Annotated in this window: 23 protein-coding genes; 10 read left to right on the top strand and 13 right to left on the bottom strand. The window is 63.5% G+C overall.

Translation table 11 applies throughout. The features are described 5' to 3' along the window. The first annotated feature begins 121 nt into the window (after positions 1-121). Positions 122-1,084, top strand: a complete 963-nt coding sequence (locus tag CK219_RS14475) for a hypothetical protein (protein ID WP_141245345.1) — start codon at positions 122-124, stop codon at positions 1,082-1,084. Between the two features lie 233 nt (positions 1,085-1,317). On the opposite strand, the gene CK219_RS14470 is transcribed toward CK219_RS14475, so the two are convergent. The 8 genes from CK219_RS14470 to CK219_RS14435 all read right to left on the bottom strand — a co-directional run bounded on the left by CK219_RS14470 (position 1,318) and on the right by CK219_RS14435 (position 9,022). Beyond that, positions 1,318-2,712, bottom strand: a complete 1,395-nt coding sequence (locus CK219_RS14470) for an NAD(P)-dependent oxidoreductase (RefSeq protein WP_095767420.1) — start codon at positions 2,710-2,712, stop codon at positions 1,318-1,320. Between the two features lie 133 nt (positions 2,713-2,845). Further along, positions 2,846-3,736: an adenylate/guanylate cyclase domain-containing protein gene (locus CK219_RS14465; protein ID WP_095767419.1), complete on the bottom strand. Its 891-nt coding sequence runs from the start codon at positions 3,734-3,736 to the stop codon at positions 2,846-2,848. A gap of 200 nt (positions 3,737-3,936) precedes the next feature. Beyond that, entirely contained in the window at positions 3,937-4,851 is a 915-nt protein-coding gene (locus tag CK219_RS14460) for an anti-sigma factor (protein WP_095767418.1), read from the bottom strand. Continuing rightward, positions 4,838-5,407 (bottom strand): sigma-70 family RNA polymerase sigma factor, encoded by a 570-nt coding sequence (locus CK219_RS14455; RefSeq protein ID WP_095767417.1) that lies wholly within the window; start codon positions 5,405-5,407, stop codon positions 4,838-4,840. Before CK219_RS14455 ends, CK219_RS14460 begins: the two co-directional genes overlap by 14 nt. A gap of 13 nt (positions 5,408-5,420) precedes the next feature. After that, entirely contained in the window at positions 5,421-5,624 is a 204-nt protein-coding gene (locus tag CK219_RS14450; RefSeq protein ID WP_095767416.1) for a hypothetical protein, read from the bottom strand. A 246-nt stretch (positions 5,625-5,870) separates the two neighbouring features. Further along, positions 5,871-7,256 (bottom strand): chromate efflux transporter, encoded by a 1,386-nt coding sequence (gene chrA, locus CK219_RS14445; protein WP_095767415.1) that lies wholly within the window; start codon positions 7,254-7,256, stop codon positions 5,871-5,873. Continuing rightward, on the bottom strand, positions 7,256-8,071 hold the full coding sequence (locus tag CK219_RS14440; protein WP_095767414.1) for a sulfurtransferase/chromate resistance protein: 816 nt from the start codon (positions 8,069-8,071) through the stop codon (positions 7,256-7,258). Before CK219_RS14440 ends, chrA begins: the two co-directional genes overlap by 1 nt. 162 nt (positions 8,072-8,233) lie before the next feature. Continuing rightward, positions 8,234-9,022: a 3-hydroxybutyrate dehydrogenase gene (locus CK219_RS14435; RefSeq protein ID WP_095767413.1), complete on the bottom strand. Its 789-nt coding sequence runs from the start codon at positions 9,020-9,022 to the stop codon at positions 8,234-8,236. Between the two features lie 242 nt (positions 9,023-9,264). On the opposite strand from CK219_RS14435, the gene CK219_RS14430 reads away from it, so the two are divergent. The 3 genes from CK219_RS14430 (at position 9,265) to CK219_RS14420 (ending at position 12,235) form a co-directional block, all read left to right on the top strand. Then, on the top strand, positions 9,265-10,053 hold the full coding sequence (locus CK219_RS14430) for an acetoacetate decarboxylase (RefSeq protein WP_095767412.1): 789 nt from the start codon (positions 9,265-9,267) through the stop codon (positions 10,051-10,053). Continuing rightward, a complete protein-coding gene (locus CK219_RS14425; protein WP_095767411.1) occupies positions 10,046-11,206 on the top strand; it encodes a patatin-like phospholipase family protein in 1,161 nt (386 codons plus the stop codon). Before CK219_RS14430 ends, CK219_RS14425 begins: the two co-directional genes overlap by 8 nt. Before the next feature lie 186 nt (positions 11,207-11,392). Beyond that, a complete protein-coding gene (locus CK219_RS14420; protein ID WP_095767410.1) occupies positions 11,393-12,235 on the top strand; it encodes an MFS transporter in 843 nt (280 codons plus the stop codon). Positions 12,236-12,390: 155 nt separating this feature from the next. Here the strand turns inward: CK219_RS14420 and CK219_RS14415 are convergent, their stop codons facing one another. Beyond that, complete coding sequence (locus tag CK219_RS14415) at positions 12,391-14,001, bottom strand: inorganic phosphate transporter (protein WP_095767409.1); 1,611 nt, start codon at positions 13,999-14,001, stop codon at positions 12,391-12,393. A 135-nt stretch (positions 14,002-14,136) separates the two neighbouring features. After that, a complete protein-coding gene (locus CK219_RS14410) occupies positions 14,137-14,670 on the bottom strand; it encodes a TetR family transcriptional regulator (protein ID WP_095767408.1) in 534 nt (177 codons plus the stop codon). Between the two features lie 147 nt (positions 14,671-14,817). On the opposite strand from CK219_RS14410, the gene CK219_RS14405 reads away from it, so the two are divergent. Both CK219_RS14405 and CK219_RS14400 read left to right on the top strand, forming a co-directional pair. Beyond that, complete coding sequence (locus CK219_RS14405; RefSeq protein ID WP_245340477.1) at positions 14,818-16,119, top strand: efflux RND transporter periplasmic adaptor subunit; 1,302 nt, start codon at positions 14,818-14,820, stop codon at positions 16,117-16,119. After that, positions 16,116-19,199, top strand: coding sequence for an efflux RND transporter permease subunit (locus CK219_RS14400; protein ID WP_095767407.1), 3,084 nt, complete (start codon positions 16,116-16,118; stop codon positions 19,197-19,199). The genes CK219_RS14405 and CK219_RS14400 overlap by 4 nt, the downstream gene beginning before the upstream one ends. A gap of 137 nt (positions 19,200-19,336) precedes the next feature. Here the strand turns inward: CK219_RS14400 and CK219_RS14395 are convergent, their stop codons facing one another. Beyond that, positions 19,337-19,792, bottom strand: a complete 456-nt coding sequence (locus tag CK219_RS14395; RefSeq protein WP_095767557.1) for a L,D-transpeptidase — start codon at positions 19,790-19,792, stop codon at positions 19,337-19,339. 347 nt (positions 19,793-20,139) lie between these two features. On the opposite strand from CK219_RS14395, the gene CK219_RS14390 reads away from it, so the two are divergent. Next, the gene (locus CK219_RS14390; protein WP_095767406.1) at positions 20,140-20,472 is read left to right on the top strand and encodes a hypothetical protein; all 333 of its coding nucleotides are present in this window, start codon (positions 20,140-20,142) and stop codon (positions 20,470-20,472) included. Between the two features lie 31 nt (positions 20,473-20,503). Further along, positions 20,504-20,668, top strand: coding sequence for a hypothetical protein (locus tag CK219_RS31685; RefSeq protein WP_095767405.1), 165 nt, complete (start codon positions 20,504-20,506; stop codon positions 20,666-20,668). A 75-nt stretch (positions 20,669-20,743) separates the two neighbouring features. Here CK219_RS31685 and CK219_RS14380 read toward each other — a convergent pair whose 3' ends face one another. Beyond that, a complete protein-coding gene (locus CK219_RS14380; protein WP_095767404.1) occupies positions 20,744-21,445 on the bottom strand; it encodes a response regulator transcription factor in 702 nt (233 codons plus the stop codon). Positions 21,446-21,538: 93 nt separating this feature from the next. Between CK219_RS14380 and CK219_RS14375 the strand changes: the two genes are divergently transcribed. Beyond that, positions 21,539-22,267 carry a response regulator transcription factor gene (locus CK219_RS14375; RefSeq protein ID WP_224545631.1) on the top strand — a complete coding sequence of 243 codons (729 nt, stop codon included), beginning with the start codon at positions 21,539-21,541 and terminating at the stop codon, positions 22,265-22,267. Between the two features lie 153 nt (positions 22,268-22,420). Further along, a complete protein-coding gene (locus CK219_RS14370; RefSeq protein WP_176477013.1) occupies positions 22,421-24,523 on the top strand; it encodes an ATP-binding protein in 2,103 nt (700 codons plus the stop codon). 274 nt (positions 24,524-24,797) lie between these two features. On the opposite strand, the gene CK219_RS14365 is transcribed toward CK219_RS14370, so the two are convergent. Next, a complete protein-coding gene (locus tag CK219_RS14365; RefSeq protein WP_095767403.1) occupies positions 24,798-25,208 on the bottom strand; it encodes a hypothetical protein in 411 nt (136 codons plus the stop codon). Positions 25,209-25,616: the final 408 nt, after the last annotated feature.

The following is a 25,616-nucleotide window of genomic DNA, read 5'->3' as shown; positions in this document are numbered from 1 at the left end:
GAGGCCTGACTGCTCTTCAGCGCCAAGCTACCCAGCGCGAGCCGCAGCCCCCGCAAGCAACGCGCAAGCTCTGTATGTCAACGGTCGTGCCGGCGAGTAACTGCTTGCGAGGGGGGGCGAATTGGAAGAGATGAGCAAAGCGCGTTTCACTATCGCGTATGATGGCACTGGCCTTCGGGAAGGCACGATGGACGTGCGCGATCTCGCGCCAGCGCTGCTGGCCGTGGGATCGCTCTTTGACGCCGCCAACCGAACACTGAACGGTGCCGATGCGCCGAAGATCTCGGTGAATGTCGTCGCCACGGCGCCGGGCTCGTTTGAGATCGTGCTCGACGTTGTCCAATCCTTCTATGAGCAGGCGCGTTCGCTTCTCGTCGGGGACGATGTTGCCGCCGCCCTAAACCTGACCGGCCTGATCTTCCTTGGTGGTTCCGTCGGCACGAGCTTGGTGTGGCTGATCCGGAGGCTTCAAGGGCGCAAGCCCGACCGCATCGAAAGGCTAAGCCCCGACACCGTGCGGTTGACCATCGACGGGGAGTCGATCGACGTTCCAATGCGGCTGCTCCGCCTCTACCAGGATCTAGCCGTTCGGAAGGCGCTCGAGGGCGTGGTGAGCGAGCCGCTTAAGAAGGAAGGAATTCAGAAATTCAAAGTTCTCGAGGCGAAAAAGGTGCAAGCTGAAATCTCGTCACAGGAAGCAATCTGGTTTGTCGCACCGGAACCCGAGGGAACGGTTCTGCTCGACGACACACGAAAGGCGGCCTTCTCAATCGTTTCGCTTGCTTTCAAAGACGACAACAAGTGGCGCCTGCATGACGGCAACAGTCAGATTAGCGCGATGATTGCCGATGATGACTTCAAGCGTCGCGTCGACGCAAATGAAATTGCATTCTCAAAAGGTGATGTCCTGGTGTGCGAAGTCAAGGTCACCCAGACGCAAACTGGCACTGGGCTCAAGATCGAATATACCGTGGTGAAGGTGCTCGAGCACATCCCGGCGATGAAACAGCTGAATCTGCCGATCGAGGAGCACCCGAAATCGGAAGACGATGATCGGGACGATGATCGGCTGCTCGATCATTAGCTCGACCGAGGCAGGCATGGCGACGGCAAGAAGCGGCGAGGATGATCAGGCTTGATACGCCTAATACAGGGCGATGGCGGCTGAGGATGATTCGGGGGGCATCTGGAGCGGCGCCCACAAATTGATAGAGCTCATCGAAACGGTGGTCCCAAAACACGTCGCTATCGACTATACCGGCAAGTGCGGATCTAGCGGCATTAGATCGGTTTCGATGGGTGGACGTCAGGGCGACCTTAACTGAACGGCCCCGAAAGATGGTGCGTGCGCAAAAGTGTGGAGAGGTGGTTCGCGGCCTCGGCGAATGTCTCGCCTCCGGAAGCGATCAGCGCCGGTCTTTCCTGCTCGGGCGCTGCCAGAAGGCGTTCCCAGAATGCGGCTATCAGTGCGCCCGACCGCGCGAGGTCGGCGGCCACGGGCTGATCGGCGGCCAGCGCCGCCAAATGCCGAGATGTAATGCCGCCGATGCCGGGCGGCACTTTCGCTCCCATGTCGAGAAAGCCCGGAGGCAGCGATCCTTTCAGATTGTGGACGCGATGCTCGACGATGGCGGCGTAGATCTGGTCGACGGCCTGCTTGGCGCCGGCGACACGGGAGGGGTGGTCGGTGTCGGCCGCGGCGTGAGGGAGGAGTTCCAGACGCTGGCCATAGGCCTCGACCAGTCTGAGATAGGGCAGCATTGGTCCCGAAAGCGTGCTGCCGTCCTTGAACAGGTCCGCATCGATCGCCGCATGGGAAACGCGCCCTGACGCCAGCGCGCGCTCCAGTGCTGCCACATCGACCAGCTCGCCGCGATCGTAGTTGATGAGCACCGCGCCGTGGTTGAGGAGGGAGAGGACTTCATCTCCGATCAGTCCGGCATTGGTGTATCGCTGCTGGCCGGCATCGAAGGGACCGAGGCCTAAGTGGACCGAAAGCGCGTCGGCGCCGCGCGCGGCGTCTTCCATGGTCTGGGCATAGTCGAAGCCTTCCGCCTCGATCCATTTATGGTGACGGAACCGCGCATGGATGGTGACCCGCATGCCGAAGGCCTGGCCGAGCCTGGCGAATTCCCGGCCGATATTGCCATAGCCGATCACCGCCAGCCTTTTGCCTTCGAGCTTCTCGGTCGGATAATGGCGCAGATCTTTTCCGGTATCGAACTGCCCGCCGGCGACCAGGATGTTGAGCTTATCCACGGGGAGATTCGGCCTGACTTTCAGCAGCGCCTTCATGGCCATTTGCGCGGTGGCGCGGCTGTTGATGCCGGGCGTGTTCATCAACGGCGCTTCGCCGCCTTCCCCGCTGCCTCCGCCCCAGGATGCCGAGCCCATATTGCCGGTGCCGGCGCCGATACGCACGCCGCCAAGGCGGAACCTGGTCTCCGCCGGAATGAAGGTCGCGGCGGCGATGACGGCGTCGTAGCGGCCGTCACCGGCCTCTGCCAGCAATTCGTCACGCGTGCTCAATTGCGGCAGGTAGAAGAAATGCAGCCTGTCGGGGTCAAGGGCGCCGGCCTTGGCGATGCCTGTCTGGTGGAACACGCCGCCCTTGGCTTCGATATAGGCCTTGACCTCGCTGTGGTCGGGATTGCCGTCCGCGCCAAAGCGCAGCCCGACAAAATCGCAAATCAGAATATTGGCTGATGTCATGGAGCGTGGTTTCCCTGCAGCTCCCTCCAGCTACTCCAATCCGTCATCCGATAGACCGACGCGAAGCGGCATATCCGGGTCGCAACCGAGAAATCTGCCTTCAGGAAGCTAGAACCTGTCGGCGCCGGCCGGGTCAGCCTGAGATAATTTCGTAGTGAAGGATCTGGGCGTCGCCGAGGGACGATCTGCGTCCGGGCGAGATGACGCCGGAGCCGAAGAGAAGAATATCTTCGCGGCGTATGAACACTTCATGGCCGGGTCCCATCGACACAAATGTGCCCGACGAGCTTCGCTCGACAAGGCGCGCTTTACCATTCGAAATGGTGAAAGTCGCGTGGTGCCTTGAAACCCAGGGCCGCTGGACGACGATATCGCATTCCGGAGATCGGCCGATCGTCACCAGTTCGTTGTTTCGGCAGGATCGCGACTGATCTCCATAATGGATGATCAGATTGACCTGCGGCGGCGGGGCAGAGCGCCTATCGACAAAGGTACCTCGGTTGGCGATGTGCGTGCTGAGGGCCTCATTGTCGCTTCGCAGCGTATAGACATCGAAGAGTTCTTGCTTGCCCTTGAAGGCCATCTTGTCGAGGAGCCGCAAGGTACTGCGGCTGCCCGCGGAAAGGGCTTCGAAGAAGTTCTGGCTGATCAGGACCTCCCCGGGGTTGGCCGTGGCGGACAACCTTGCGGTGACATTGACAACGTCGCCGAATACCGCGTCCCGCGCGCGAATGACCGCCCCGAAATGCAATCCGATCCGGGCGATCAAGGGCTTTTTCGACAGTTGATGGCTGATTTGGCAGACCGCCATCAGCGCCGCCTCCGAGCTCTCGAACAGGCTGAGCACATCATCACCCTTCGAGTAAATGAAGTCGCCGCCGTGTTGGGCGACGATCTCGCGTATCGCGTCGAGGCAATCCGAGACCTGCCGCAAAGCGGCATCGTCGCCGATGCGCTCATAGAGCGGCGTGCTGCCCACGACATCAGCCAAGAGGACCGCGGCTAAAAGTCTTTCCTGATCCATCGACTCGTATCCGCCCGAGAATGCAGCGTGTATAACATACCAAAGTCGACTTTGATTTATCTACGTGCGCGCCAAAGGGCCGGCGCAACTGGGCAAGTGCTTTGGCGCGATTATCTCGCACGGACAGGCATCTGCCTTCGCTCATCCCGCCAAACGGGTTATCGGCCTCAAAAAAATAGCGGCGAAAGAAGTTTTGTTCACTAACCCGGGCTACCGGCCGCCGGATTGGCGATGATCGCCGCCCGGAAGCGGGCGACGAAATCGTCCAGCGCCGGGCGTTCGGCATCCGAGATCGCCCAGTAGGAGAAGGCATCGTCGGTCCAGTGGACCAGCAGGAAGCCACCTGCCGACAGATCGTCCGCCACCGGCACGGATTTGGCGTCGTTCTGCCGGGGTTCGGCCACCAGCGTGATCAGATGCTCGTGGTGACGATAGACCAGAGCCGGCATCGGCCTGTCGCCGATCACCTCGACGCGTCCGCCAAGCAGGGCGTAACCATCCTTGGCCATGTCGGGCGCCGGCGGCGAGACGCCGATGCGGCCGTCGAGCCATGGCTTCACCGTGTGGCGGTCGGACGAGACGATGTCGACCGGGGTCGCCGCGAGCAGGCTGCGGCGATGGCCGTTGGCGACGGCCACGGCAAAGCTGTCGGACCCATTGTCCGCCGTCGCCAGCCACTGCGTCGCGCCGCTGGCCAGAAACGCCGTCAGCACGATCGAGGCCGCCATCTGGCGCCAGTCGAAGGAGTCGAACCAGCGTGCCGCGCGCGGCCGCATCTCGACGACATTGCCTTGCTGCTGTTGCGGCTGTGACTGCGCCTTCACGGCTGTAGATTGGACGGCTTCGTCGGCCCCACTCACCTCGGCGATGGCCGCAATGCGGGCCAGAAAATCGTCGCGGACCGCCTGGCGCGGCACATTGGCGACAACGCCGCGCAGCGCCACGAGGCGTGCATGTTCGGCGGCCAGCGCCGGATCGGCGGCCATGCGCCGCTCGACCGCCAAAGCGGCCGCGGCATCGAGCTCGCCATCGACAAGGGCGTGGATCATCAGCTTCATATCCTGCGAGTCTTGCGGCAATCCGTCCTCACGCGGGCGATTTTCATGCGGGCTCATGTCGCCCTCCAAGTTCCGTCATCAAGAGGCCGCGGGCTCTCGCCAGCCGCGACATCACCGTGCCTTGCGGCACTCCGAGCATGGCGGCGATCTCGCGGTAGCTGAGACCGTTGATGTCGCGCAGCACAAGTGTTTCGCGGAAGGCTTGCGGCAGCCTGGCGATCGCCGCTTCCACCGCCGCCGAATTGGCCTTGGCGATCAGCGCCGCCTCCGGGCTGTCGGTGTCAGTGTCGGGCGGCGGCGACACGTCGTCGAGATCGCCGAGGTCGCCGACGGCGACCACGCTGCGCGGGCGGTTGCGCGCCATCCATGTGTAGGAAGCGTTGCGCACGATGGTGAGCAGCCACGCGCGGGGGTTTCCCCCAGCGAACCCTGCAATGCCCGCATGCGCCTTGAGGCAGGCCTCCTGCACCACATCCTCGGCATCGGCTTGATTGCCGGTCAGCCAGCGGGCAAGCGACAGCGCATCGCCAAGATGCGGCAGCACCACTTCGGCAAAACGCGCTGCCAGCATCTTTTCGCTCAACACCGTTCCGCCGTCGGGCGCTCCCGCCATGGGTTTGCCGCCCTCAGCGGGAGGCGACGATCTGTCCCTGCTCGTGCGGGCGAAGATCGCGACCGCAGGCGATGGCGCCTGCTTCGAGGGAGGAGAAGGCATTGGTGTCACCGGAGTCAAGTGTCTCGGAAGCAACCTCGGAAGAGGACGGCGCATCGCTGGCTGCAAAGGGGCGGTCGCCGTCATGGTCGTGGATCTCGATGGTTGCGATCGGCATGGATCACGGCCGGCGGCGAGGCGGTATCGCCCGGACCGGATGCGCCCGGCTCATCCGCTCCATAGGACGCCGGCGGCTGACGCCTTCGCCTTGTTCACATGCGTATTCGTCTTCGCGCCGCTTCATGGTCGGTCTCCTGCTGTTGCGCACAAATGGCGCATGCTCTGGAGACCCGCAGACCGGGCGGTTTATTCCCGGCCGGTCGGCTTTTTCGTTAACGCCAACTTGATCGAACGGCGTGCGGGCCTACAGCGCCTGCAGCGCAAGCCCCGCCAGAGCCGATCCCGCCAGCGTCGGCAGCATGCCGAGTTTCAGCCTGAACATGGCGACCATCGCCGCCGCCGACAGAAGCGCGGCGCGCCAGTCGAGCGAGGACAGGACCGGCACCTCCACACCCCAGCCGACGCTTGCGACCTTGCCGAAGACGACATGCAGCGCGAACCACAATGCAAGGTTCATGATCACGCCGACGACTGCCGCTGTGATCGCGCCCAGCGCCGCTGCCAGCGCCTTGTTCTGCCTGAGCTGCTCGATGTAGGGCGCGCCCAAAAATATCCAGAAGAAGCACGGGACGAAAGTGGCCCAGAGCGTCAGCGCCGACCCGAGAGATCCGGCAAGCAAAGGATTGATTGCACCGGCATGGCGATAGGCGGCGGCGAAGCCGACGAATTGCAGCACCAGGATCAGCGGCCCGGGCGTCGTTTCGGCAAGCCCCAGCCCGTCGACCATCTGTCCAGGCGAAAGCCAGCCGAACGAGGTCACCGCCGCCTGTGCCACATAGGCGAGAACCGCATAGGCGCCGCCGAATGTGACCACGGCCATCAGGCTGAAGAAACCGCCGATCTGCGCCCACACGCTGCCCGGCCCCGCCAGCAAGGCGACCAGTGCTACAGGCCCCAGCCAGAGCGGCAGCCAGATGGCGATGGTGCGGGCCGCATGCCATCTGGTCGGCACGGTGTGGCCGAGCTCACCGCGCTCGAACATCAGGTCGACCACGCCTTTGATGTTGGCGACGCTGCCCTTGCCGTGTGCCGAGCCGGAAAACAGCCGTGGCGCAAATCGATTGCCGATCCAGCCGATGAGGCCTGCCGCAAGCACGATCAGCGGGAACGGCATTCTGGCGACGTAGATGGCGAGGAAGGCCGCCACCGCGATCACGATCATGGCCCGGTTCTTCAGCGCCCGCTTGCCGATGCGGATCACGGCTTCGACGACGACGGCAAGCACCGCCGCCTTGACGCCGAAGAACAGCGCCTCGACGACCGGTGCATCGTTGTAGAGCATGTAGAAGCTGCTCAAGCCCAGCATGACCAGCGCGCCCGGCAGCACGAACAGGCTGCCGGCGATGAGACCGCCTGCCGTCCGATGCAGCAGCCAGCCGATATAGACGGCAAGCTGCTGCGCCTCGGGCCCGGGCAGGAGCATGCAGTAGTTGAGCGCGTGCAGGAACCGCTCCTCGCCGATCCAGCGGCGCTCCTCGACCAGTTCCTTGTGCATCAGCGCGATCTGCCCGGCCGGCCCGCCGAAGGACAGCAGCCCGATCTTGGCCCACAGCCGCGTCGCCTCGCGAAAACTCGGCACGGTCGGGACATCGACCAGCGGCGCGGTGTCGTTCTTGGCGAGTGCGGTCATTACGCCTTGCCTCCTGCCGGCCAGTTGTGCGTCTCGTCCGCGGCATCGCGGCACCAGCGGAAGAAGGCGTCATAGAGGAGCATGCCGGCTTCGAGCTGCTCGAGGTCGTCGCGGAACATGCGCGACAGGCCGAGCGAGGCGGCGAGGAATCCGGCCGCCTGCGGCACGAGGTCGAGGCGCGCCGTATCGGCGCCGCGCACGATCAGCGCCAGGCGATCGAGAGCTTCGACGCGCAGGCCGAATTCCTCGATCATCGTGTCGAAAGTGCAGCGATCGCCACGATGGCTCCAGAACACGCCTTCTATGTCGAAGGGAACCGCTGCGAAGCGGTCCGCCACAAGAGGCACCTCGGCTGGATCGACGAACAGGAAAACCGCCTCGGGATCGATGAAGCGGCGGATCAGCCAGGGGCAGGCGATGCGGTCGACCTTCGGCCGCGAACGCGTGACCCATACGGTGCGGCCCTTCTCGTCACGGAGCGGGATCGCGCCGGCGCTGACCAACGGCGCCCTGGCGGCGACCCAGGCCTCGAAGCCGCCTTCAAGCGATTCCGCCGGAATGCCTTCGTGGCGCAGCCACGCGGCAACGCCTTGCGAGAGTTTCTGCCCCCTCTGGCAGATCACGACGACTTTGCGTCCCGAAAATTCCGACGCCCAGGTTGAGACAGTCCTGAAATCGCGCCGGGATGACGCCGGCAACAGGCGCGGATCGGCTTCATAGTCCTCGTCGATGCGCACATCGACCAGGCAAGGCGCATCGGGCAAGCCGACGAGACGGGAAAGCTGCGGAACGGTGATTGCGGTTGTTGACGGCATAGCGTCCACCTCCTGAGCAAAGAGAGTTTGGACGCGATCGTTGGGCTGACGCCTCACGGGGTCGTCGCGGGGAACCCCTTGCCGGAATGCTGGAACGATCACCGCCGATTGTCAAGGAAGGCGTTGCCTCCGACCGCCTTCGTTTTGCGATCGCCGTTGCGCTTACTGCGCCGTCCAGCCGCCATCCATCGGCAGGGTCGTGCCGGTGATCTGCCTGGCGGCGTCCGAGCACAGGAACAAAGTCAGCGCCGCCAGTTCCTCGACGGTGACGAATTCCTTGGTCGGCTGCGCCGCAAGCAGCACGTCGTGCTTGACCTGTTCCTCGGTCATGCCGCGCGCCTTCATCGTGTCGGGAATCTGCTTCTCGACCAGCGGCGTCCAGACATAGCCGGGCGCGATCGCATTTACGGTGATGCCGTCCTGCGCCACTTCCAGCGCCACCGTCTTGGTCAGGCCGGCGATGCCGTGCTTGGCCGAGACATAGGCCGACTTGAACGGCGAGGCGACCAGCGCATGCGCCGAAGCCGTGTTGATGATGCGGCCCCATTTGCGGCTCTTCATGCCGGGCACCGCCGCCTTGATGGCGTAGAAGGCGGCGAGAAGATTGATGCGGATGATGGCTTCCCATTTGTCGTCGGGAAATTCCTCGATCGGCGCGACATGCTGGATGCCGGCATTGTTGACCAGGATGTCGAGGCTGCCGAATGCCGCCTCGGCCTCGTGGATCATGGCGGTGACGGCGGCGCCGTCCATCATGTTGGCGCCCGAATAGCGGCACTTGACGCCGAAATCCTTCTCGATGCCGGCCCGCTCCCGCTCGATCGCCGCCGCATCGCCCAGGCCGTTGATGGTGACGTTGGCGCCCTCCGCGGCGAAGGCACGCGCGATTGCAAGGCCGATGCCGCTGGTCGAGCCGGTGACGAGCACATTCTTCGAAGACAGGGAACCCATGGGAGATCTCGCAAGAGGTGGGAGGGACTCATCAACGCAACGAGTTGGGAGAGCAGATAGTTGGTGCAATGCAGCACGACAATGGCACGGCCGTGTGTCGGCTCGATTACAGCGCGGCAGCGCCATTTGCCGGCTCCGTGGCGGCGTGTCGCCGGGCTGACACGGCACTGTCATGCTGCCATGCAACATATTTGCCAGCGCATTCGCGCGGGGTCATTTCAAACCTTCCTGGGGCACCAGCCATGGAAATCGCCGATGTCGTGAAGCGTGCCTATGCCATGCCGCTCACCAACCCGTCCTTCCCGCCCGGCCCTTATCGTTTCTTCGACCGCGAATACATCATCATCACCTACCGCACGACGCGCGAGGCGCTGGAAGCCGTCGTGCCGGCGCCGCTCGAGATCGACGAGCCGCTGGTCAAATACGAATTCATCCGCATGCCGGACTCGACCGGTTTCGGCGACTACACCGAGACCGGCCAGGTCATTCCGGTGCGCTACAAGGGCCAGCACGGCGGCTACGTGCATTCCATGTATCTCGACGATGACGCGCCGATCGCCGGCGGCCGCGAGCTCTGGGGTTTTCCAAAAAAGCTCGCCAACCCCAAGATCGTGCATGAGGGCGAGGTGGTGGTCGGCACATTGCATTATGGCAGCGTGCTCTGCGCCACCGGCACCATGGGCTACAAGCACAGCGAAGCCGACCACGACCAGGTGCTCGCCTCGCTCGCCGCGCCCAATTTCCTCATCAAGATCATCCCGCATGTCGACGGCAGCCCACGCATCTGCGAGCTGGTCCGCTACTACCTCACCGACATCACGCTGAAGGAAGCCTGGACGGCGCCCGCCGCGCTCGACCTTCGGCCGCATGTCATGGCCGATGTCGCCAAGCTGCCTGTGCTCGACATCGTCTCGGCCGTTCACTTCACCGCCGACCTGACGCTCGGTCTTGGCGAAGTCGTGCATGATTATCTCGCGGACCGCGGCCGATCGGCTGCCGGCGCGAAGGAACTGGAGAAAGCCGGTGCTTGAGCGTACCCGCAACAAGGCGGCCGCCGCCACCATCGCGGAAATCACGGCGCAATATGACCGCATCGCCCTGGTCTTCCAGGGCGGTGGCGCACTCGGCGCCTACCAGGCGGGGGTCTATCAGGCGCTTGCCGACGCCGGCTGCGAGCCGACCTGGCTGTCCGGCGTCTCGATCGGCGCCATCAATGCCTCGATCATCGCCGGCAACGAGCCGAGCCGCCGCCTGCAGCGGCTGGAGCAGTTCTGGCAGACGATCTCGGGCCGTAAGATCTGGGCCTATACGCCGGAAGGCGACATCTATCGCGATATCCGCAACCAGACCTCGTCATTGATGACCATGACCATGGGCCAGCCCGGCTTCTTCAAGCCGCGCAATCCCAACCCCTGGTTCCAGCTGGCGGGAGCCGAAGGCGCCACAAGCTTCTACGACACCGCCGAGCTCAAGGACACGCTGGAGAGCCTGATCGACTTCGACGTGCTGAACGATGGCAAGAAGCGCTTGAGCGTCGGCGCGGTCAATGTCAGGACTGGCAACTTCGTCTATTTCGACACCGACAAGGTGCGCATCGGGCCGGAGCACATCATGGCGAGCGGCGCGCTGCCGCCTGCCTTCCCCTCGATCCGCATCGAAGGCGAGTATTACTGGGACGGCGGCATCGTCTCCAACACGCCGCTGCAATATCTGCTCGACCAGGAGGAGGACCGCTCCTCGCTGGTGTTCCAGGTCGATCTGTTCAGCGCCCGCGGCGTGCTGCCGCGCGGCTTGGCCGACGTCCTGTCGCGCCACAAGGACATCATGTATTCCAGCCGCACGCGCCAGAACACCGACAACTTCCAGCGCATCCATGCGCTCAAGATGAAGCTGCTCGACGCGCTGAAGCGCGTGCCGCCGGACCAGCTCAAGGACGGCGAGAGGGAACTGATGGCCGACTATTCCGACGCCGGCGTGGTCAACATCGTCCACCTGATCTACCAGCACAAAGGCTATGAAGGCCACGCCAAGGACTACGAGTTTTCCGGTACCTCGATGCGCGAGCACTGGGAAATGGGCCTGGAAGACACCGAGCGCACGCTGCGTCACAAGAAGTGGCTGATGCTGCCCGACAACGCCGACGGCGTGACCATCCACGACCTGCATCGCGAAGATCCGACCTGATATTTGCATCCGCCACAAGCGGAGCAATCTCGGGAAAAAGTCACAGCGGCCGCTCGCCTGGGAGCCCCGCAAACTGTGAAGCTCTGCTTCACAGGCCATCAACATTGTCGCGGATAGCCGCCTCGCGGAGAGCGGGCTTACATCTGGGCGTCAGCAAAATGCGCTGGGCTCAATGGAGTACCGCCGATGACCGCCGAAGCTGTTTCCCCTGCCGTCGTTCCATTGCGTGACGCTTGGCGAGGCCTGCTGTGGTTTGTGCCGCTCACAACGCTGTGGCTACTCTTGATCTATCGTTGGCCGGCGATCCCGGAGAGCGGCGTTCCGACCACGTTCCACCAGCTCGCGGCCCACGGGCTCATCGCCCTGGGATTGTGGCTCGGCCTCGAACATACGAGCCTGACACCGGGTCAACGTCGCGCGACTTGGCTGGCAATCATGATCCCGGATACGCTGTGGTTCGCCGTCGCTTGGAGCGCCGCGATCAATGGCATCTTCCATCCGGACGCCACGGCTTTACCGGCGTTGCCATCGGCCATCTTCCTGCCGGTGATCATCGGTGCGCCGCTGTTGCTGTTCTCCAGGCGGGTCGGGCAGGTGCTCGATGCGACGCCGGCGAGCTGGCTCGTCGCGGTTCAGCTCTACCGCGTATTCGGCAGTTGGGCGCTCGCGGCGTGGCTGCATGGTGCGCTGCCCGGCGTATTCGCGGTGCCGGCAGGCGTTGGCGACGTGCTGACAGGGCTGTTCGCGTTGCCTGCGGCGATCGCGGTGGCGACCGGCACAGCCGGGGGCCGGAGGGCAGCAATTCTCTGGAATATCCTCGGCCTTGCCGATTTCGCTGTCGCGATCACCATGGGCATAATCACCTCGCCCGGCCCGTGGCAGTTGATCGTTCCGGATGTGCTGAGCATCGGCGCTGGCGATTATCCGGGTGTGCTGACCCCTGCTTTCGTGGTGCCAAGCTCAATCCTGCTGCATGTTTTGTCGCTGCGCCAGCTGCGCCGCCTTAGAGCAATTCCAGGAAAAGTGTGAGCGGTTTTCCGTCCGGAATTGCGCAAAACAAAGAGATAGAGCGGTTCGCCGTTTCCGTGAAACGGTGAACCGCTCCAGCTAGCAGGGCAAAAGTTGCGCGGCGGTGGAAAGAAACGGCGCCGCCAGCCGCGCCGTTTCCTTGAGGACCTTCCTGCTCAGAACACGTGGCGGAGGATCACGAACAGCACAAAGGCCAGCGCGATCGAGCAGGGCAGCGTGAGCACCCAGGCCAGCAGCAGGTTGCGCACGGTCGACCATTGCAGGCCGGAACCGTTGGCTGCCATGGTGCCGGCGACGCCGGACGACAGCACGTGCGTCGTCGACACCGGCAGGCCGAAACGGTCGGCCATGCCGATGGTGATCATCGCGACAAGCTCGGCGGCGGCGCCCTGACCATAAGTCAGATGGCTCTTGCCGATCTTCTCGCCGACGGTGACGACGATGCGCTTCCAGCCGACCATGGTGCCGAGGCCGAGCGCCAGCGCCACGGCGATCTTCACCCAGAGCGGAATGAACTTCGTCGCGTTGTCGACCGCCTTGTGGTAGTCGGTCACCGCCTTGAGATCGGCGTCCTGCATCGGCAGCAGCTTCTTCTTGTCGATCAGCTTCAGCGCTTCGCCGATCAGGTAGATGTCGTTGCGCGCGTTGCTGACAAGGTCGGTCGGCACGTTATCGACCGAGGCGTAAGGCTGCAGCCCGGCGGTGGTGTTGTGGATATAGGTCTGCAGCGCGATCGTGGTCTGATCGTTCCAGCTCTTGCTGCGCACAGCCTCCTGCACGGCAGCCTTGGCAGCATTGGCATCGGCGACAGCAACGCCAGGCTTGACGTACTTGCCCAGAGCCTGCTCGACAGACACCGAGGCCGCCTTGTAGGCGTCGAGATAGTTGATGTCGGGCGTGCGGTTGAGCGCGTAAGCTGTCGGCACCACGCCGATCAGGATAAGCATGATCAGCCCCATGCCCTTCTGACCGTCATTGGAGCCGTGCGCGAAGCTGACGCCGGTGCAGGTGAAGATCAGCAGCGCGCGGATCCACCATGGCGGCGGCGCATTGCCCTTCGGCGCTTCATAGAGCGCCGGATTGCGCACCAGGAGCTTCATGGCATAGAGCAGGATGGCGGCGGCGAAGAAGCCGACGATCGGCGAGACCAGCAAGGTGATGCCGACATTGGTCGCCTGCCCCCAGTCGACGCCGCTGGTGGCGCTTCCGGCCGGGGCCATGAACTGGTTGGCGAGGCCGACGCCGATGATCGAGCCGACCATCGTATGCGAGCTCGAGGCCGGCAGGCCGAGGAACCAGGTGCCGAGGTTCCACAGGATGGCGGCGACCAGAAGGGCGAACACCATGGCGAAGCCGGATGACGAGCCGACCTGCAGGATGAGCTCGACCGGCAGCAGCGACAGGATGCCGAAGGCCACCGCGCCGCTCGAGGTCAGCACCCCGAGGAAATTGAAGACGCCCGACCACATGACGGCGAATTCGGCCGGCAGCGAGCGCGTGTAGATGACGGTGGCGACCGCGTTGGCGGTATCGTGGAAGCCGTTGACGAATTCGAAGCCCAGCGCGATCAGAAGCGCGATCCCAAGCAGGATCCAGGGCACCGTCTTGGCGATGGCCAGATCCTGGCTGAGCGCATAGCCGACATAGACGATGCCGACGAGCACCAGCACGCCGAAAGTCGGCAGGAACCATTTGGCACCGCCCGATTGATCCAGGGGATGATCCGGTCTCGGGATCCCCGCTTCACTCGAAACTACGTCCACCATTGTCCCACTCCTTTTGCATTGCAGCAAAGAACCGGGGAGGACGCTATGTCCCTAGGATGAAGCTGGTGTGACGCTGTTAACCGTTTGGTCACCACCACTACCAAGCCGTTTGGTCACCACCAAACCGTTGGTGACCTATCCGGCTATCTTCAGGAGCGAGGACACCAGAAGCTTGCGCTCGTCTTCTGAGAGCACGTCTGAATCGAACAGATTCATGCTGCGCATCCCTTCGATGGCGAGAAAGCAGACCAGCAGCGAGCCGAGGTCGTCCGTCTCCCCCTTCAGCCTTTCGAACAGCTGGCGCTTGAAGGCCTTGATCGGTGTCAGAAAATCGGGATCCTCCGCAATCGCCGAGAACATCCACGACGCCGACGGTTTCGGCCGCTCGCAATCATCGGCCGACAGCTTGATATAGGCTGAGAGCACGCTTTCATGGCCGGCCTCGGTTGCGCGTGTTTCCAGCGCCTTCTGGAAGTCGTTGAGATAGCTTTCGACGAGCCCCTGCATCAGCTTGGCTTTGGTCGGAAAATTGTAGAGCAGGCCGCCCTTCGACACGCCGGCGCGGCTTGCGACCGCCTCGAGCGACAGGCTTCCCGGACCAGCCTCGCGCGCCACGTCGGCAGCGGCGGCAAGTATCTTTTCGCGCGAGTTCGCCCTGGGTACTCTCATCGCGCCTCCCCGTACATTAGCTTAGGCAGAATTGACAAGACCGTCCAGCCGGTACAGTAAAGCGCGCCGATTTGAAATCGGGACTTATCGTCGATATGTGCCCCGGCATCGATTGATTTGCCGGTTGCCGGCTCGAGGGGACCATCCGTGAAGCGCTTTTTCATCATCGCCGGATTTTTGCTGCTGCTTGCCTTGGTGTGCGTCGGCATCGTTGGTTTCAACTTCATGCGCGACGCCGGCATCAAGCAGTATTTCGCTACCATGAAGCCGCCGGCCGCGACGGTCTCGACAGTGACGGTCAAGCCTTCGGTATGGACCCCCGGCATCGAGGCCATCGGCACCGTCAACGCCGTGCGAGGCGTCGATCTCACCCTCGAGACGAGCGGCATCGTCAGGGACATCCTTTTCCACGCAAACCAGAAGGTTGCCGCCGACGCGGTGCTGGTGCAGCTCGACGATGCCGTCGAGAAAGCCGATCTGGTGGCGCAGAAGGCGCAGGCCGCCTCGGACCAGGCGGCGCTGACCCGCGCGATCGAATTACAGCGGCGCGGCGTCGGCACCGACGCGACGCTTGACGCTGCGCGTGCCGCGGCGGACGCCTCGGCCGCGCAGGTCAACAAGCTGCAGGCGGTGCTCGATCAGAAGCAATTATCCGCACCCTTCGGCGGCACGGTCGGTATCCCGAAGATCGACATCGGCCAGTATCTGGCGCCAGGCAATGCGGTGGTGACGATCCAGGACCTGGACACGATGCGGGTCGACTTCACGGTACCCGAACAGCAGCTGCCGCTGCTTAAGATCGGCCAGACCATCAAGCTCGGCACCAATCTCGCCGATATGTCATTTGCCGGCTCCATTCGCGGCATCGACCCCAAGATCGATCCCGCCAGCCGGCTGGTCTCGATTCGCGGCGAGGTCGCCAATCCGGAAGGCAAGCTGACGCCTGGCCAGTTCGTCCAGATCCGTGTCGAGCTGCCGCAGGAAAACAATGTCATTTCCGTGCCGCAGACGGCGGTGACGACCAGCCTCTATGGCGATTATGTCTTCGTGGTCGAGCCGGCGAAGCCCGCAGCCGCTGCCGCGCCGGCGAAGCCGGATGAGCAGAAGGTTAGCGCCGATAAGGCGGCCGGCGATGCCGTCAAGCCGCAGGCGGACGCCACCAAGCCAGCCGACAACGCCGCAAAGCCGGCGGACGCGAAGCCGGCCGACAAAGCGGCCGGCGACGCCGCCAAGCCGGCCGAGGCCGCGCAGCAGCCTGCGCTCACCATCTCGCAGGTCTTCGTCAAGCTCGGCCGCCGCAACAACGGCATGGTTGAGATCGTCGAGGGCCTCAAGGACGGCGACCAGGTCGTCACGGCCGGCCAGAACCGGCTCTTCAACGGCATGTCGGTTGCCGTCGACAACACCATCGATCCCAGCAAATCGGCGAACAAACAGGTTCAGCAATGAGCTTTTCCGACCTTTTCATCCGCCGGCCCGTGCTGTCGACGGTGCTGGCCTGCCTGATCCTGCTGCTCGGTTTCCAGGGCATCTTCGGCCTGTCGATCCGTCAATATCCTAAGGTTGACGAGACGGCGATCACCATCACCACGGCCTATCCCGGCGCCAGTGCCGACCTGATCCAGGGCTTCATATCGGCCCCGATCGCGCGCGCCGTCGCCTCGACCGAAAACATCGACTACGTCACCTCGTCCAGCCGTCCGTCCTCGAGCACGGTCACGGTGCAGATGAAGCTCGGCTCCAATCCGGACGTTGCGCTGGCAGAGGTGCTGTCCAAGGTCCAGGGCGTGCGCGGCACCTTGCCGGACGCATCCAAGGATCCGGTGATCGTCAAGGGCACCGGCCAGCAGTTCGCGATGATGTACATCTCGATGCAGAACCCGAACATGACGAAGGAGCAGCTCACCGAATATATCGAGCGCGTCATCCGGCCTCGCATCTCGACCGTGGAAGGTGTCGCCGACGTCCAGATCTTCGGCGCCCAGGAATATTCCATGCGCGTCTGGATCGACCCGATCAGGCTTGCCGCCCGCGGCGCCACCGCCGTGGACGTGCTGACCGCGATCAACAACTCGAACTTCCTGTCGGCGCCCGGCAACACCGAGAACGAATATGTGGTCTCCTCGATCACCGTGCATTCGACCCTGCAGACGCCTGAGGCCTTCGCCCAGCTCCCGATACGCTCGACGGATGGCCAGGTGGTGCGCCTGCGCGACGTCGCGCATGTCGAGCTCGGCGCGAAAAACACCGACACCAGGGTGAGCTTCAACGGCAAGCCGGGAACCTTCCTGGCCATCTTCCCGACGCCTGCGGCCAACCCGCTGACGACCGCCGCCGCGGTCACCCGGCTCGTGCCGCAGATCCAGGAGACGCTGCCGAAAGGCATGACGATCGAGGTCGTCTACGACGCCACTGGCCAGATCAGCGCCTCGATCGAGGAAGTGTTCAAGACCATCGGCGAAGCCGTCGCCATCGTCATCGTGGTCATCCTCCTGTTCCTGGGCTCGTTCCGCTCGGTGATGATGCCGATCGTGACGATCCCGCTATCGCTGATCGGCGTCTGCTTCATCCTGTTTGCGGTCGGTTATTCGATCAACCTTCTGTCGCTGCTGGCCATGGTGCTGGCGATCGGCCTTGTCGTCGACGACGCCATCGTGGTGGTGGAGAACATCCACCGCCACATGGAGGAAGACGGCATGTCGCCGATGCAGGCGGCCTTCAACGGCATGCGCGAGATCGCGACGGCCATCGTGGCGATGACCATCACGCTGGCCGCCGTGTTCGCCCCGCTTGCCTTCACCGGCGGCCTCACCGGCGCGCTGTTCCGCGAATTCGCGGTGACGCTGGCCGGCTCCGTGGTGTTGTCGGGCGTGATCGCCATGACCATCACGCCGATGATGTCCGCTCGCCTGCTGAAGCCGGGCCAGCACGGCCGCTTCCAGCGGATTGTCGACGGAACCTTCAGCCGCGTCGAGCGCGTCTACGAACGGGCGGTCACCGCTTCGCTCAGGAACCGCCCGGTGACGCTGATCATCGTCGTCGCTCTCGTGGCGCTGACCGGCTTCATGTTCACCAAGACTTCGACGGAGCTGGCGCCGGAAGAAGATCAGGGTTTCCTGCTCTCGATCGTCACCGCGCCGCGCTATGCGACATCGGATTACACCGAGGCCTACGTCAACCAGATGCTTGGCCTGGTGAAGGACATTCCCGAGACCAGGGCGCAATTCTCTGCCGTCGCCTTCGGCGGCGCGACCAACGGCGCCTTCGTCGGCTTCGCCTTCAAGGACTGGGCAGAGCGCAAGCGCAGTTCGAAGGAGCTCCAGGCCGACATTCAGGGCCGCCTCGCCAAGGTCGCTGGCGTCGAAGCCTTCGTCTTCGCGCCGCCGACGCTGCCCGGCTCCGGCGGCGGCCTGCCGATTTCCATGGTGGTGCGCTCCACCGGAGCTCCCTCGGAGGTCTTCGAGCAGGCGGAGAAGATCAAGAGCAAGGCGCAGGCTTCCGGCCGCTTCATCGTCGTGCAGAACTCGATGTCTTACGATGCGCCGCAGGTGACCGTGACCATCGATCGCGAGCGCGCAGCAGCATTGAACCTGCCGATCGCCGATATCGGCAATACGCTAACGCTGCTTGTGGGCGGCTCCGAAGTGGCGCAGTTCGACCGCGACTCCAACAGCTACGACATCATTCCGCAGGTGCCGCAGGAATTCCGCGACAATCCCGACAAGCTCGGCGAGTATTTCGTGCGCAGTGTCGACGGCAAGATGGTGCCGCTGTCGGCGGTCGTAAAGATCTCGACCAATGCCTCGCCGGCGGCCATCGAGCAGTTCAACCAGCTGAACTCCTCGACGATCTCGGCCTTGCCTCTGCCTGGCGTGACCACCGGCGACGGACTGAAGGTGCTGGAGGATCTCGCTAAGGAGACCCTGCCCGACACCTTCTTCGTCGACTATTCCGGCCAGTCGCGGCAGGAGAAGGAGCAGGGCAACACCATCCTGATCGCCTTCGCGGCGGCGGTGATCGTGATCTATCTGGTGCTGGCGGCCCAGTTCGAGAGCTTCCGCGATCCGCTTATCATCATGATGGCGGTGCCGCTGTCGATCTTCGGCGCGATCGTGCCGCTCAACATCGGCCTGGGGACGCTGAACATCTACACCCAGGTCGGCCTGATCACGCTGATCGGCCTGATTACCAAGCACGGCATTCTGCTGGTGGAATTCGCCAACCAGCAGCGTGAAATCCATGGCATGCGGCGCCGCGACGCCATCATCGCTTCGGCCAAGGTGCGCCTGCGGCCGATCCTGATGACCACGGCGGCCATGGCGCTCGGCGTCGTGCCGCTGATCGTCTCCAGCGGCGCCGGTGCAGCCGCGCGCTATTCGATGGGCCTGGTCATCTTCACCGGCATCCTGGTCGGCACCATGTTCACGCTCTTCGTCGTGCCGATGTTCTACACCTTCATCGCCAGCAAGGACCTGCCGCATCTCGCCGAGAAGCCCGATCCGAATCTGATGCCGGCGCTGCCGAGCTGAGACGACAACCGAAGCGAAAAACAAAAGAGGCCGGAATTTTCCGGCCTCTTTTTTTGGCGGCTGCCTCACAGCTTCGCGATCGGTGGAAGGCGGCAACCTGCCTGCTACTCTTACCCAGCCGGTTACTTGGCCAAGCCTTACTTGACAATGACGATGCTGGTGTTGCCGGGGCCGAAGGCCTCGACCAACTGATAGAAATCGGCCGCAGCATCGGGATGCAGCCGCACGCAGCCATGCGAAGCGGGGCGGCCGAGACGGCTGACGGCATAGGTGGCGTGGACCGCGTAGCCGCCGCTGAAAAACACCGAATGCGGCATCGGCGCGTTGTCGTATTTTTTCGAATACCACATCTCATGCAGGCGGGTCGGCTTGAACGAGCCGGTCGGCGTGATGTGCCTTTTGTCGCCGGTCGACACCTTCCAGATATAGGTCGGGCGGCCATCGACCGTGACTTCCATGATCTGCTGCGACAGCGAAACCTTGGCGACGATCTGGTTGGCATGGGCGGCGTTGCCGGCGCCGAAGAGCAGCGCCGCGCCGGTGAGCGCGGCGGCGGTGATGTTGATGAGCTTGGCGGAATTGGCGGAGTGCATGATGATCCCTCTGTTTTTTGCCGTTGTGTCCGGCTTCAATTTCGATGGGGCCTTATCGTGCTCGTCCGTTTCAGACCTATTTCGCTTAATACTCGTTTCTGTTTCGAATTCGTTTCTGCAAATTAACAGCGAGGCCGGTTGAGCAGTACTGCGGACCTTTGCGAGAGTGGCGGCCAGGCGTCGCACAATCGGCTTCGGCCAGAAACGAAAGTTCATTTCATATGTATATGAAAGACTAGGACCCACTTTCGAAACCGATTTGCAACAAAGTGCGTCTCCGGCGGCATGATTTGGATACAGGCCGGCATCAAATTTGACGCAACGGGAACAGACATCCACAAACGAAAATGGGCAGGAAATCGAAACTCCGCTCCTGGTTTCCCAGGATCAGCGTCGCGGCGATCGTGCTCGGCGGCGCCGACTCGGTAGCCGGCAAGCCGGCGACGACGCTGGCGGCGATGACTTCCGGCGAGGTTTCGACGCTGCACATGGCTCTGTTCATCGCCACGGTCTGGATTTTGTCCAGCCTGCGCGTCCACCGGCTGAAGGCCTTCTGGCGGGTCGGCCTCCGGTTGATGAGGACGCGCGGCCCCTCCGGCTACTTGCTGCCGAGAGGACCGAAGGCCCGCGCCGCAGCGGGGGGCTCCGTCAGCGGCGCGGGCGCTTCGGGAGTTTCCTGAAGCCCGATTTCGAGATCGAGGATTTGAAGAGATGAAGACGAAACTTGCCGCCTCGGTGCTTTCAGCGCTGCTTTACGCGCAGGGTTTGCTGGGCTTTGCCGCTCTTGCGACGGTGTTGCTAAAGGAGCGCGCCCAGGCCGAGATAACCGTCAGCGCGAACGTTCCAACTGGACCCTCTGTCATCGTCGTGCGCTGAACGCCAGGCGTTGTCGGACCCAAAATGACCACCGCTTTGGGGAATCCGATGCTCAAAAGCCTCGCTGATCAAAGCTTACTCGTTGCGTGGAACCGGCGGATCGAAACGATAGCCGGCACCCCTGATGGTGGTGATGGTCTCGGTGTCGAGCTTGCGGCGCAGCCGCACGATGCGCGAATCGATCGAACGGTCGAAAGCATCTGCATTCTCCGCCGGCGCCGCGGCAATGATATCGTCGCGCGTCAGCACCTTGCGCGGGCTGGCCAGGAACAGCTTGAGCAGCGCCACCTGGCCCGGGGAAAGCTGCTCCTCCGCGCCCGAGCGATGCATCACCATGGCCGACCGCAGGTCGACGGTGGCGTTTTCCAGTACGACCAGCTCGCCGCCGGCCCTGCCGCGTCTCATCAGCAGGCCGCCGATGCGCGCGGCAAGCTCGCGCACGTTGAGCGGGCTTTCGATCACGTCGGCGGCACCCAGCTCGAGCGCCAGCACCTTGTCGACGAGGTCGCGCGGCCGGCAGATCAGGATGAAGTCGGGACCGCCCTCGCCACCCCCGCCCTGACTGCTGTAACGCCTGAGCAGTTCGCGGCCTTCGGCCTGGGTGACGTCGTCGCCGACGACCACGACATCGATGCCGCCGGCCGAAAGCAGCGTCTCCGCCTCCCAGGGCTGGCGCGCCTGACGCACATCGTGCCCGCGCCGTTCGAGATGATCGGCGAGATTTTTGGCCACCACCTCGGCGACGGACACAAGCGCAATGACGGATCGTGCGGCCATTTTCTTCACCCCGCCACAGACAACTCGAGATGAGTGCTGGACATCATGTTTATACCCAATCTACTTTCCGCTGAAAGCGGGAGCGAGCTCGTCGTGAAGGCACGCATCATCGTCGTCGAGGACGAACCGGATCTGAGGGAGGCTGTGGCCGAATATCTCGGCGCCAGCGGCTATGACGTCGTGACGGCCGAGAATGCGGCCGCCGCGCGCGCGCTTTTCGAGGCGCAGTCCTTCCACCTCGCCATTCTCGACATCGCCATGCCTGGCGAGGACGGGCTGTCGCTCGGCCGCTGGCTGCGTTCGAAAACGCAGATCGGCGTCATCTACGCCACGGCCGCCGGCACCGCGCTCGACCGCATCGTCGGGCTGGAGCTCGGCGCCGACGATTATATCGTCAAGCCGTACGAATTGCGCGAGGTGCTGGCGCGGGTGCGCAGCGTGCTGCGCCGCGTGCCGCAGCCGGCCGAGCCGCAGCCGGCGAAGGCCGAAACCGCAAATCGCCGTTTCGTGAATTTCGGCGGCTTCCAGGCCGATTTCGACGGCCGTCTGGTCATCGGCGCCAATGGCGCGGTGATCGAGATGGCCAAAAGCGAGTTCGACGTGCTCGAGGTTTTTCTCACCCGCGCCAACCGGCTTCTGACGCGAGCGGCGATTTCGGAAGCGATCGGCTTCGTCGAGGATCCGGAATCCTCGCGCGCGGTCGACATCCGCATCATGCGGTTGCGAAAGAAGATCGAGGCCGACCCCGCCAATCCGAAATTCCTGCGCACGGTGCGCGGCGAAGGCTATATCTTCTCGCTGCCGAGCGGCGACGCCAACTAGAGCATTCCGGGAATGGCATGAAACGGCTAGGCTCGGCGCCTTGGCCGTAGCCTTCCGTCCGGAATTGCGTCAAAACAAAGCGGTAGAGCGGTTCGCCGTTTCCGTGGAACGGAGGGACGCTCTGAACGACCGACGTCCGGGCCTTGGATGACCATGACTGCTGATGCAGCACGCACCGATACGAATGGCTCGCGTCCGGGCGGCGCCGCCATGGCGGCTGTCCATGTCGTGCGCCGCCTGCGCGAGGCAGGCGACTGGCAGCGCGAGATGGACGACATACTAGGGACGATGTGCCGCAAGATGGATTGCCAGCGCGGCATTCTCTTCCGCCTGCGTGAATTGCCGGGCGAAGGCTTCGCCCAGTCCGTCGCCGCTTATTGGATCGACCCTGACTTCGGCGGCGAGCTGGCCTCGCCTACGGTGATCATGCAGTCGATCATCAACTCGGACTCGCTGCTGGAGCAGTTGCAGGAGGACGAGCGGCAAGGCAAGATTTTCTCCGGCCACACGCGCGACCTCGAGGGTTTCCTGCGGGCCGATTTCGAGAAGCAGAACATCAAGTCGTTCCTGTCCGTCTCCGTGTTCGCGCATGGCCACCTTTGGGGCACGCTGGCCATCAATGACTGCATCGCTGAGCGCGAATGGACGGATGAGGAAGAGGCGACGCTGCACATCATCGCTTTGGCGATCGGCGACGCCATCGAGCGCTCGCCATCGGAAGCGCATGCCAGTGAAGTGATCCGCCGCACCATGCTGCAGGCCTCACTGGACGCCATCATCGTCATCGACGAGACGGGTTCGATCATCGAATTCAATCCGGCCGCCGAGAAGATGTTCGGCTTCCAGCGCAGCGCAATCCTCGGCAAGGACCTGCTCGATACCATCGTTCCGCTATACTACCGCAAAGGCTATGCCTCTGGCGCCGAATACATGGCTGGCCGCGGCGCGCCGATGGTCGGCCAGCGGCTGGAGACCGTCACGCAGAACGCTGCCGGCGAGATTTTCCCGATCGAGCTGACGGCGACCGAGATGCGGGTTGCCGACCGCCGCCTGATCTTCGGCTCGATCCGCGACTTGCGCGAAAAGCTGCAGGCCGAGGAAGAGATCAATCGTCAGCGCGAGAAGCTGCACCAGAACGAAAAGATGGCGGCGATGGGCTCGCTGCTTGCCGGCGTCTCGCATGAGCTCAACAACCCGCTTGCGGTGGTTGTGGCGCAGTCGACGCTGCTGCACGAATTCGCCGGCGATCCGCAGACCAAGGTCCGCGCCGAGAAAGTGCGCGCCGCCGCCGAGCGTTGCGGCCGCATCGTCAAGAGCTTCCTGTCGATGGTGCGACTGCACCCGACCGAGCAGGCCGAGACCGATCTCAACCAGGTGGTGCGCTCGGCGCTCGAAGTCACCGCCTATGGCGCGCGCTCCAGCGGCATCATCATCGACACCGATTTCACCGGCGGGCCGCTGCTTGCCATGGCCGACGCCGACCACATCACGCAGGTCGCGGCAAACTTCCTCATCAACAGCCAGCATGCGCTGGCCGGCATCGCCGGCGAACGGCGCATCAAGGTGCGGACGTTCCGCAACGAGCACGGCAATCCGGGCTTCTCCGTCGAGGACAACGGCCCGGGCATCCCCGCGGCGATCCGCTCGCGCATCTTCGAATCCTATTTCACCACCAAGCCGGTCGGCGTCGGCACCGGCATCGGCCTGTCGATCTCGAAATCGATCGTCGAGCGCCACAAAGGCAACATCTGGTTCGAGGAGGTCGAGCCGCAAGGTGCGCGCTTCGTCGTGCAGTTGCCGGCGATCGCGGGCGGCAGCGCCGCGCCCGGCGAAGGTCCGGCGCGTTCGAGCGGGCTGCGCCACGCGCTGGTGATCGACGACGAGCCGGACGTCGCCGGCTCGTTGTCCGACATACTCGAGCTGATGGGCGTGAAGTCGCGCGTCGTGGCAAGCTGGACATCGGCGGCCGACGTGTTGAACGGCTACATGCCGCCGGACATCGTTTTTTCCGATCTGCGCATGCCGGGCATCAGCGGCATTGCGATCTACCGCGAACTGCTTGCTCAGCGGCCCGCGCTGGCGCAGCGCTTCGTGCTGGTCACCGGCGATCTGATCGGTGCCAAGGCGGAAATCGAAGCGCTGCCGCCGCAGCAGCGCCCGCACATCCTGGAAAAGCCATTCTCGACGCTCGACGTCCGCGGCATCCTCTCGGCCATTGCCGACGAAGCCGCCGCCGACAACGGCGCCCATATCTGAGCAGGTTAGCCTGGGACCACCAGGTAGGCGGAATCTAAACCTAAACTCGCCGTTGCCGGCTTCGTCGAGATTCAGGTCAGGCTGAGTCGAAAATGGTGACTTCCGAGAACCGGAACGGAACGTACTTTAAGTACGTGAGTACCGGAAGCACAGGAAGCCGCCATTTGCAGACCAGCCTCACCTGAATATCGACGGAGCCGAAAAAAGAGGCTCCCGACCGATTTCCACGGCGGGAGCCTGACTGGAGCGCAGGAGGGCGCGCTCAGGGGAGGTCTTAAAAAACGTTCGGCGTGTTGGTGAGCGGCGCGGCGTTGGCGATCATGCGCACCGCGCGCTCCCTGTGCTGGCCGGATTGCTCGGCGATGGCGCGCAGGCACTCGAGGCTCTCGGCGCCCCAGTTCTGACCCTTGCAGGCAAAGTCGATCGTGGATTCCGGCAGGCGGGCGGTCTTGAGCGTGGTCTGCGCGCCCTCGACGACATTGGCCGGCGGATTGATCGAGGCGAAAGCCGGCCCTGAGGCAGGCGCGGCCAGCATGGCGACAAAGGCGCAGGCGCCGATCAGCATGAACATCGCCATCGGATGGTCGCTGGCGCGCTGCCGCAGCGCAAGCTTCGGCCGGCGGTCATTGCGTTGCGGTCCATGCAGGCGGCGATTGGCATAGGTGGTGCGAACTTTCGCAAACATCGGTTGTTCCCTTCGTTATCTTTCTTTTTGGTTATGAAACGAACATAATCGCACCAGGTAACTGCCGGATGGTCGGCGATGATTGCCTGTGTAACAGGATTGAAACAGATGCCGGACGCGCCAGCCTTCCCAATCCGAGGCAACCATTCGAGCGGCCATCGAAATGGTCGGCGCAGATATGCGCCTGCCGTGCCGGCCCGACTGTAAACAGCCTCACACAGCAACGCCTGAATCGAGCGCTCCGCCGCTGTCTACGCACGCCCGTGACCGTCAAAACAGGCCTTCTCCGAGACGGGCATCCGCCTTCTGAATTGCCGTCCCGCTTCCTCAATTAAGACCCGGATTTTCCGGGATTTTTCCAGCCCGGGCAGGGCCGGATTTGCCGCCATGGAATTTTCACATTTCCGC

Source organism: Mesorhizobium sp. WSM4313, assembly GCF_002294725.1.
In the GTDB taxonomy this organism is placed as follows: domain Bacteria; phylum Pseudomonadota; class Alphaproteobacteria; order Rhizobiales; family Rhizobiaceae; genus Mesorhizobium.
The sequence above is the reverse complement of the archived record's forward strand: the minus strand, read 5'-3'. Positions and strand labels throughout refer to the sequence as shown.

Excerpts from the sequence above, each read along its gene's own strand:
- CK219_RS14395 (WP_095767557.1), bottom strand. The coding sequence starts at position 19,792 with ATGCACTCCGCCAATTCCGCCAAGCTCATCAACATCACCGCCGCCGCG.
- CK219_RS14465 (WP_095767419.1), bottom strand. The coding sequence starts at position 3,736 with ATGGATCAGGAAAGACTTTTAGCCGCGGTCCTCTTGGCTGATGTCGTG.
- CK219_RS14415 (WP_095767409.1), bottom strand. The coding sequence starts at position 14,001 with ATGGTGGACGTAGTTTCGAGTGAAGCGGGGATCCCGAGACCGGATCAT.
- CK219_RS14450 (WP_095767416.1), bottom strand. The coding sequence starts at position 5,624 with ATGCCGATCGCAACCATCGAGATCCACGACCATGACGGCGACCGCCCC.
- CK219_RS31685 (WP_095767405.1), top strand. The coding sequence starts at position 20,504 with ATGAAGACGAAACTTGCCGCCTCGGTGCTTTCAGCGCTGCTTTACGCG.
- CK219_RS14430 (WP_095767412.1), top strand. The coding sequence starts at position 9,265 with ATGGAAATCGCCGATGTCGTGAAGCGTGCCTATGCCATGCCGCTCACC.
- CK219_RS14390 (WP_095767406.1), top strand. The coding sequence starts at position 20,140 with ATGGGCAGGAAATCGAAACTCCGCTCCTGGTTTCCCAGGATCAGCGTC.
- CK219_RS14470 (WP_095767420.1), bottom strand. The coding sequence starts at position 2,712 with ATGACATCAGCCAATATTCTGATTTGCGATTTTGTCGGGCTGCGCTTT.
- CK219_RS14455 (WP_095767417.1), bottom strand. The coding sequence starts at position 5,407 with ATGGCGGGAGCGCCCGACGGCGGAACGGTGTTGAGCGAAAAGATGCTG.
- CK219_RS14400 (WP_095767407.1), top strand. The coding sequence starts at position 16,116 with ATGAGCTTTTCCGACCTTTTCATCCGCCGGCCCGTGCTGTCGACGGTG.
- CK219_RS14440 (WP_095767414.1), bottom strand. The coding sequence starts at position 8,071 with ATGCCGTCAACAACCGCAATCACCGTTCCGCAGCTTTCCCGTCTCGTC.
- CK219_RS14410 (WP_095767408.1), bottom strand. The coding sequence starts at position 14,670 with ATGAGAGTACCCAGGGCGAACTCGCGCGAAAAGATACTTGCCGCCGCT.
- CK219_RS14460 (WP_095767418.1), bottom strand. The coding sequence starts at position 4,851 with ATGAGCCCGCATGAAAATCGCCCGCGTGAGGACGGATTGCCGCAAGAC.
- CK219_RS14380 (WP_095767404.1), bottom strand. The coding sequence starts at position 21,445 with ATGGCCGCACGATCCGTCATTGCGCTTGTGTCCGTCGCCGAGGTGGTG.
- CK219_RS14435 (WP_095767413.1), bottom strand. The coding sequence starts at position 9,022 with ATGGGTTCCCTGTCTTCGAAGAATGTGCTCGTCACCGGCTCGACCAGC.
- CK219_RS14420 (WP_095767410.1), top strand. The coding sequence starts at position 11,393 with ATGACCGCCGAAGCTGTTTCCCCTGCCGTCGTTCCATTGCGTGACGCT.
- CK219_RS14370 (WP_176477013.1), top strand. The coding sequence starts at position 22,421 with ATGACTGCTGATGCAGCACGCACCGATACGAATGGCTCGCGTCCGGGC.
- chrA (WP_095767415.1), bottom strand. The coding sequence starts at position 7,256 with ATGACCGCACTCGCCAAGAACGACACCGCGCCGCTGGTCGATGTCCCG.
- CK219_RS14365 (WP_095767403.1), bottom strand. The coding sequence starts at position 25,208 with ATGTTTGCGAAAGTTCGCACCACCTATGCCAATCGCCGCCTGCATGGA.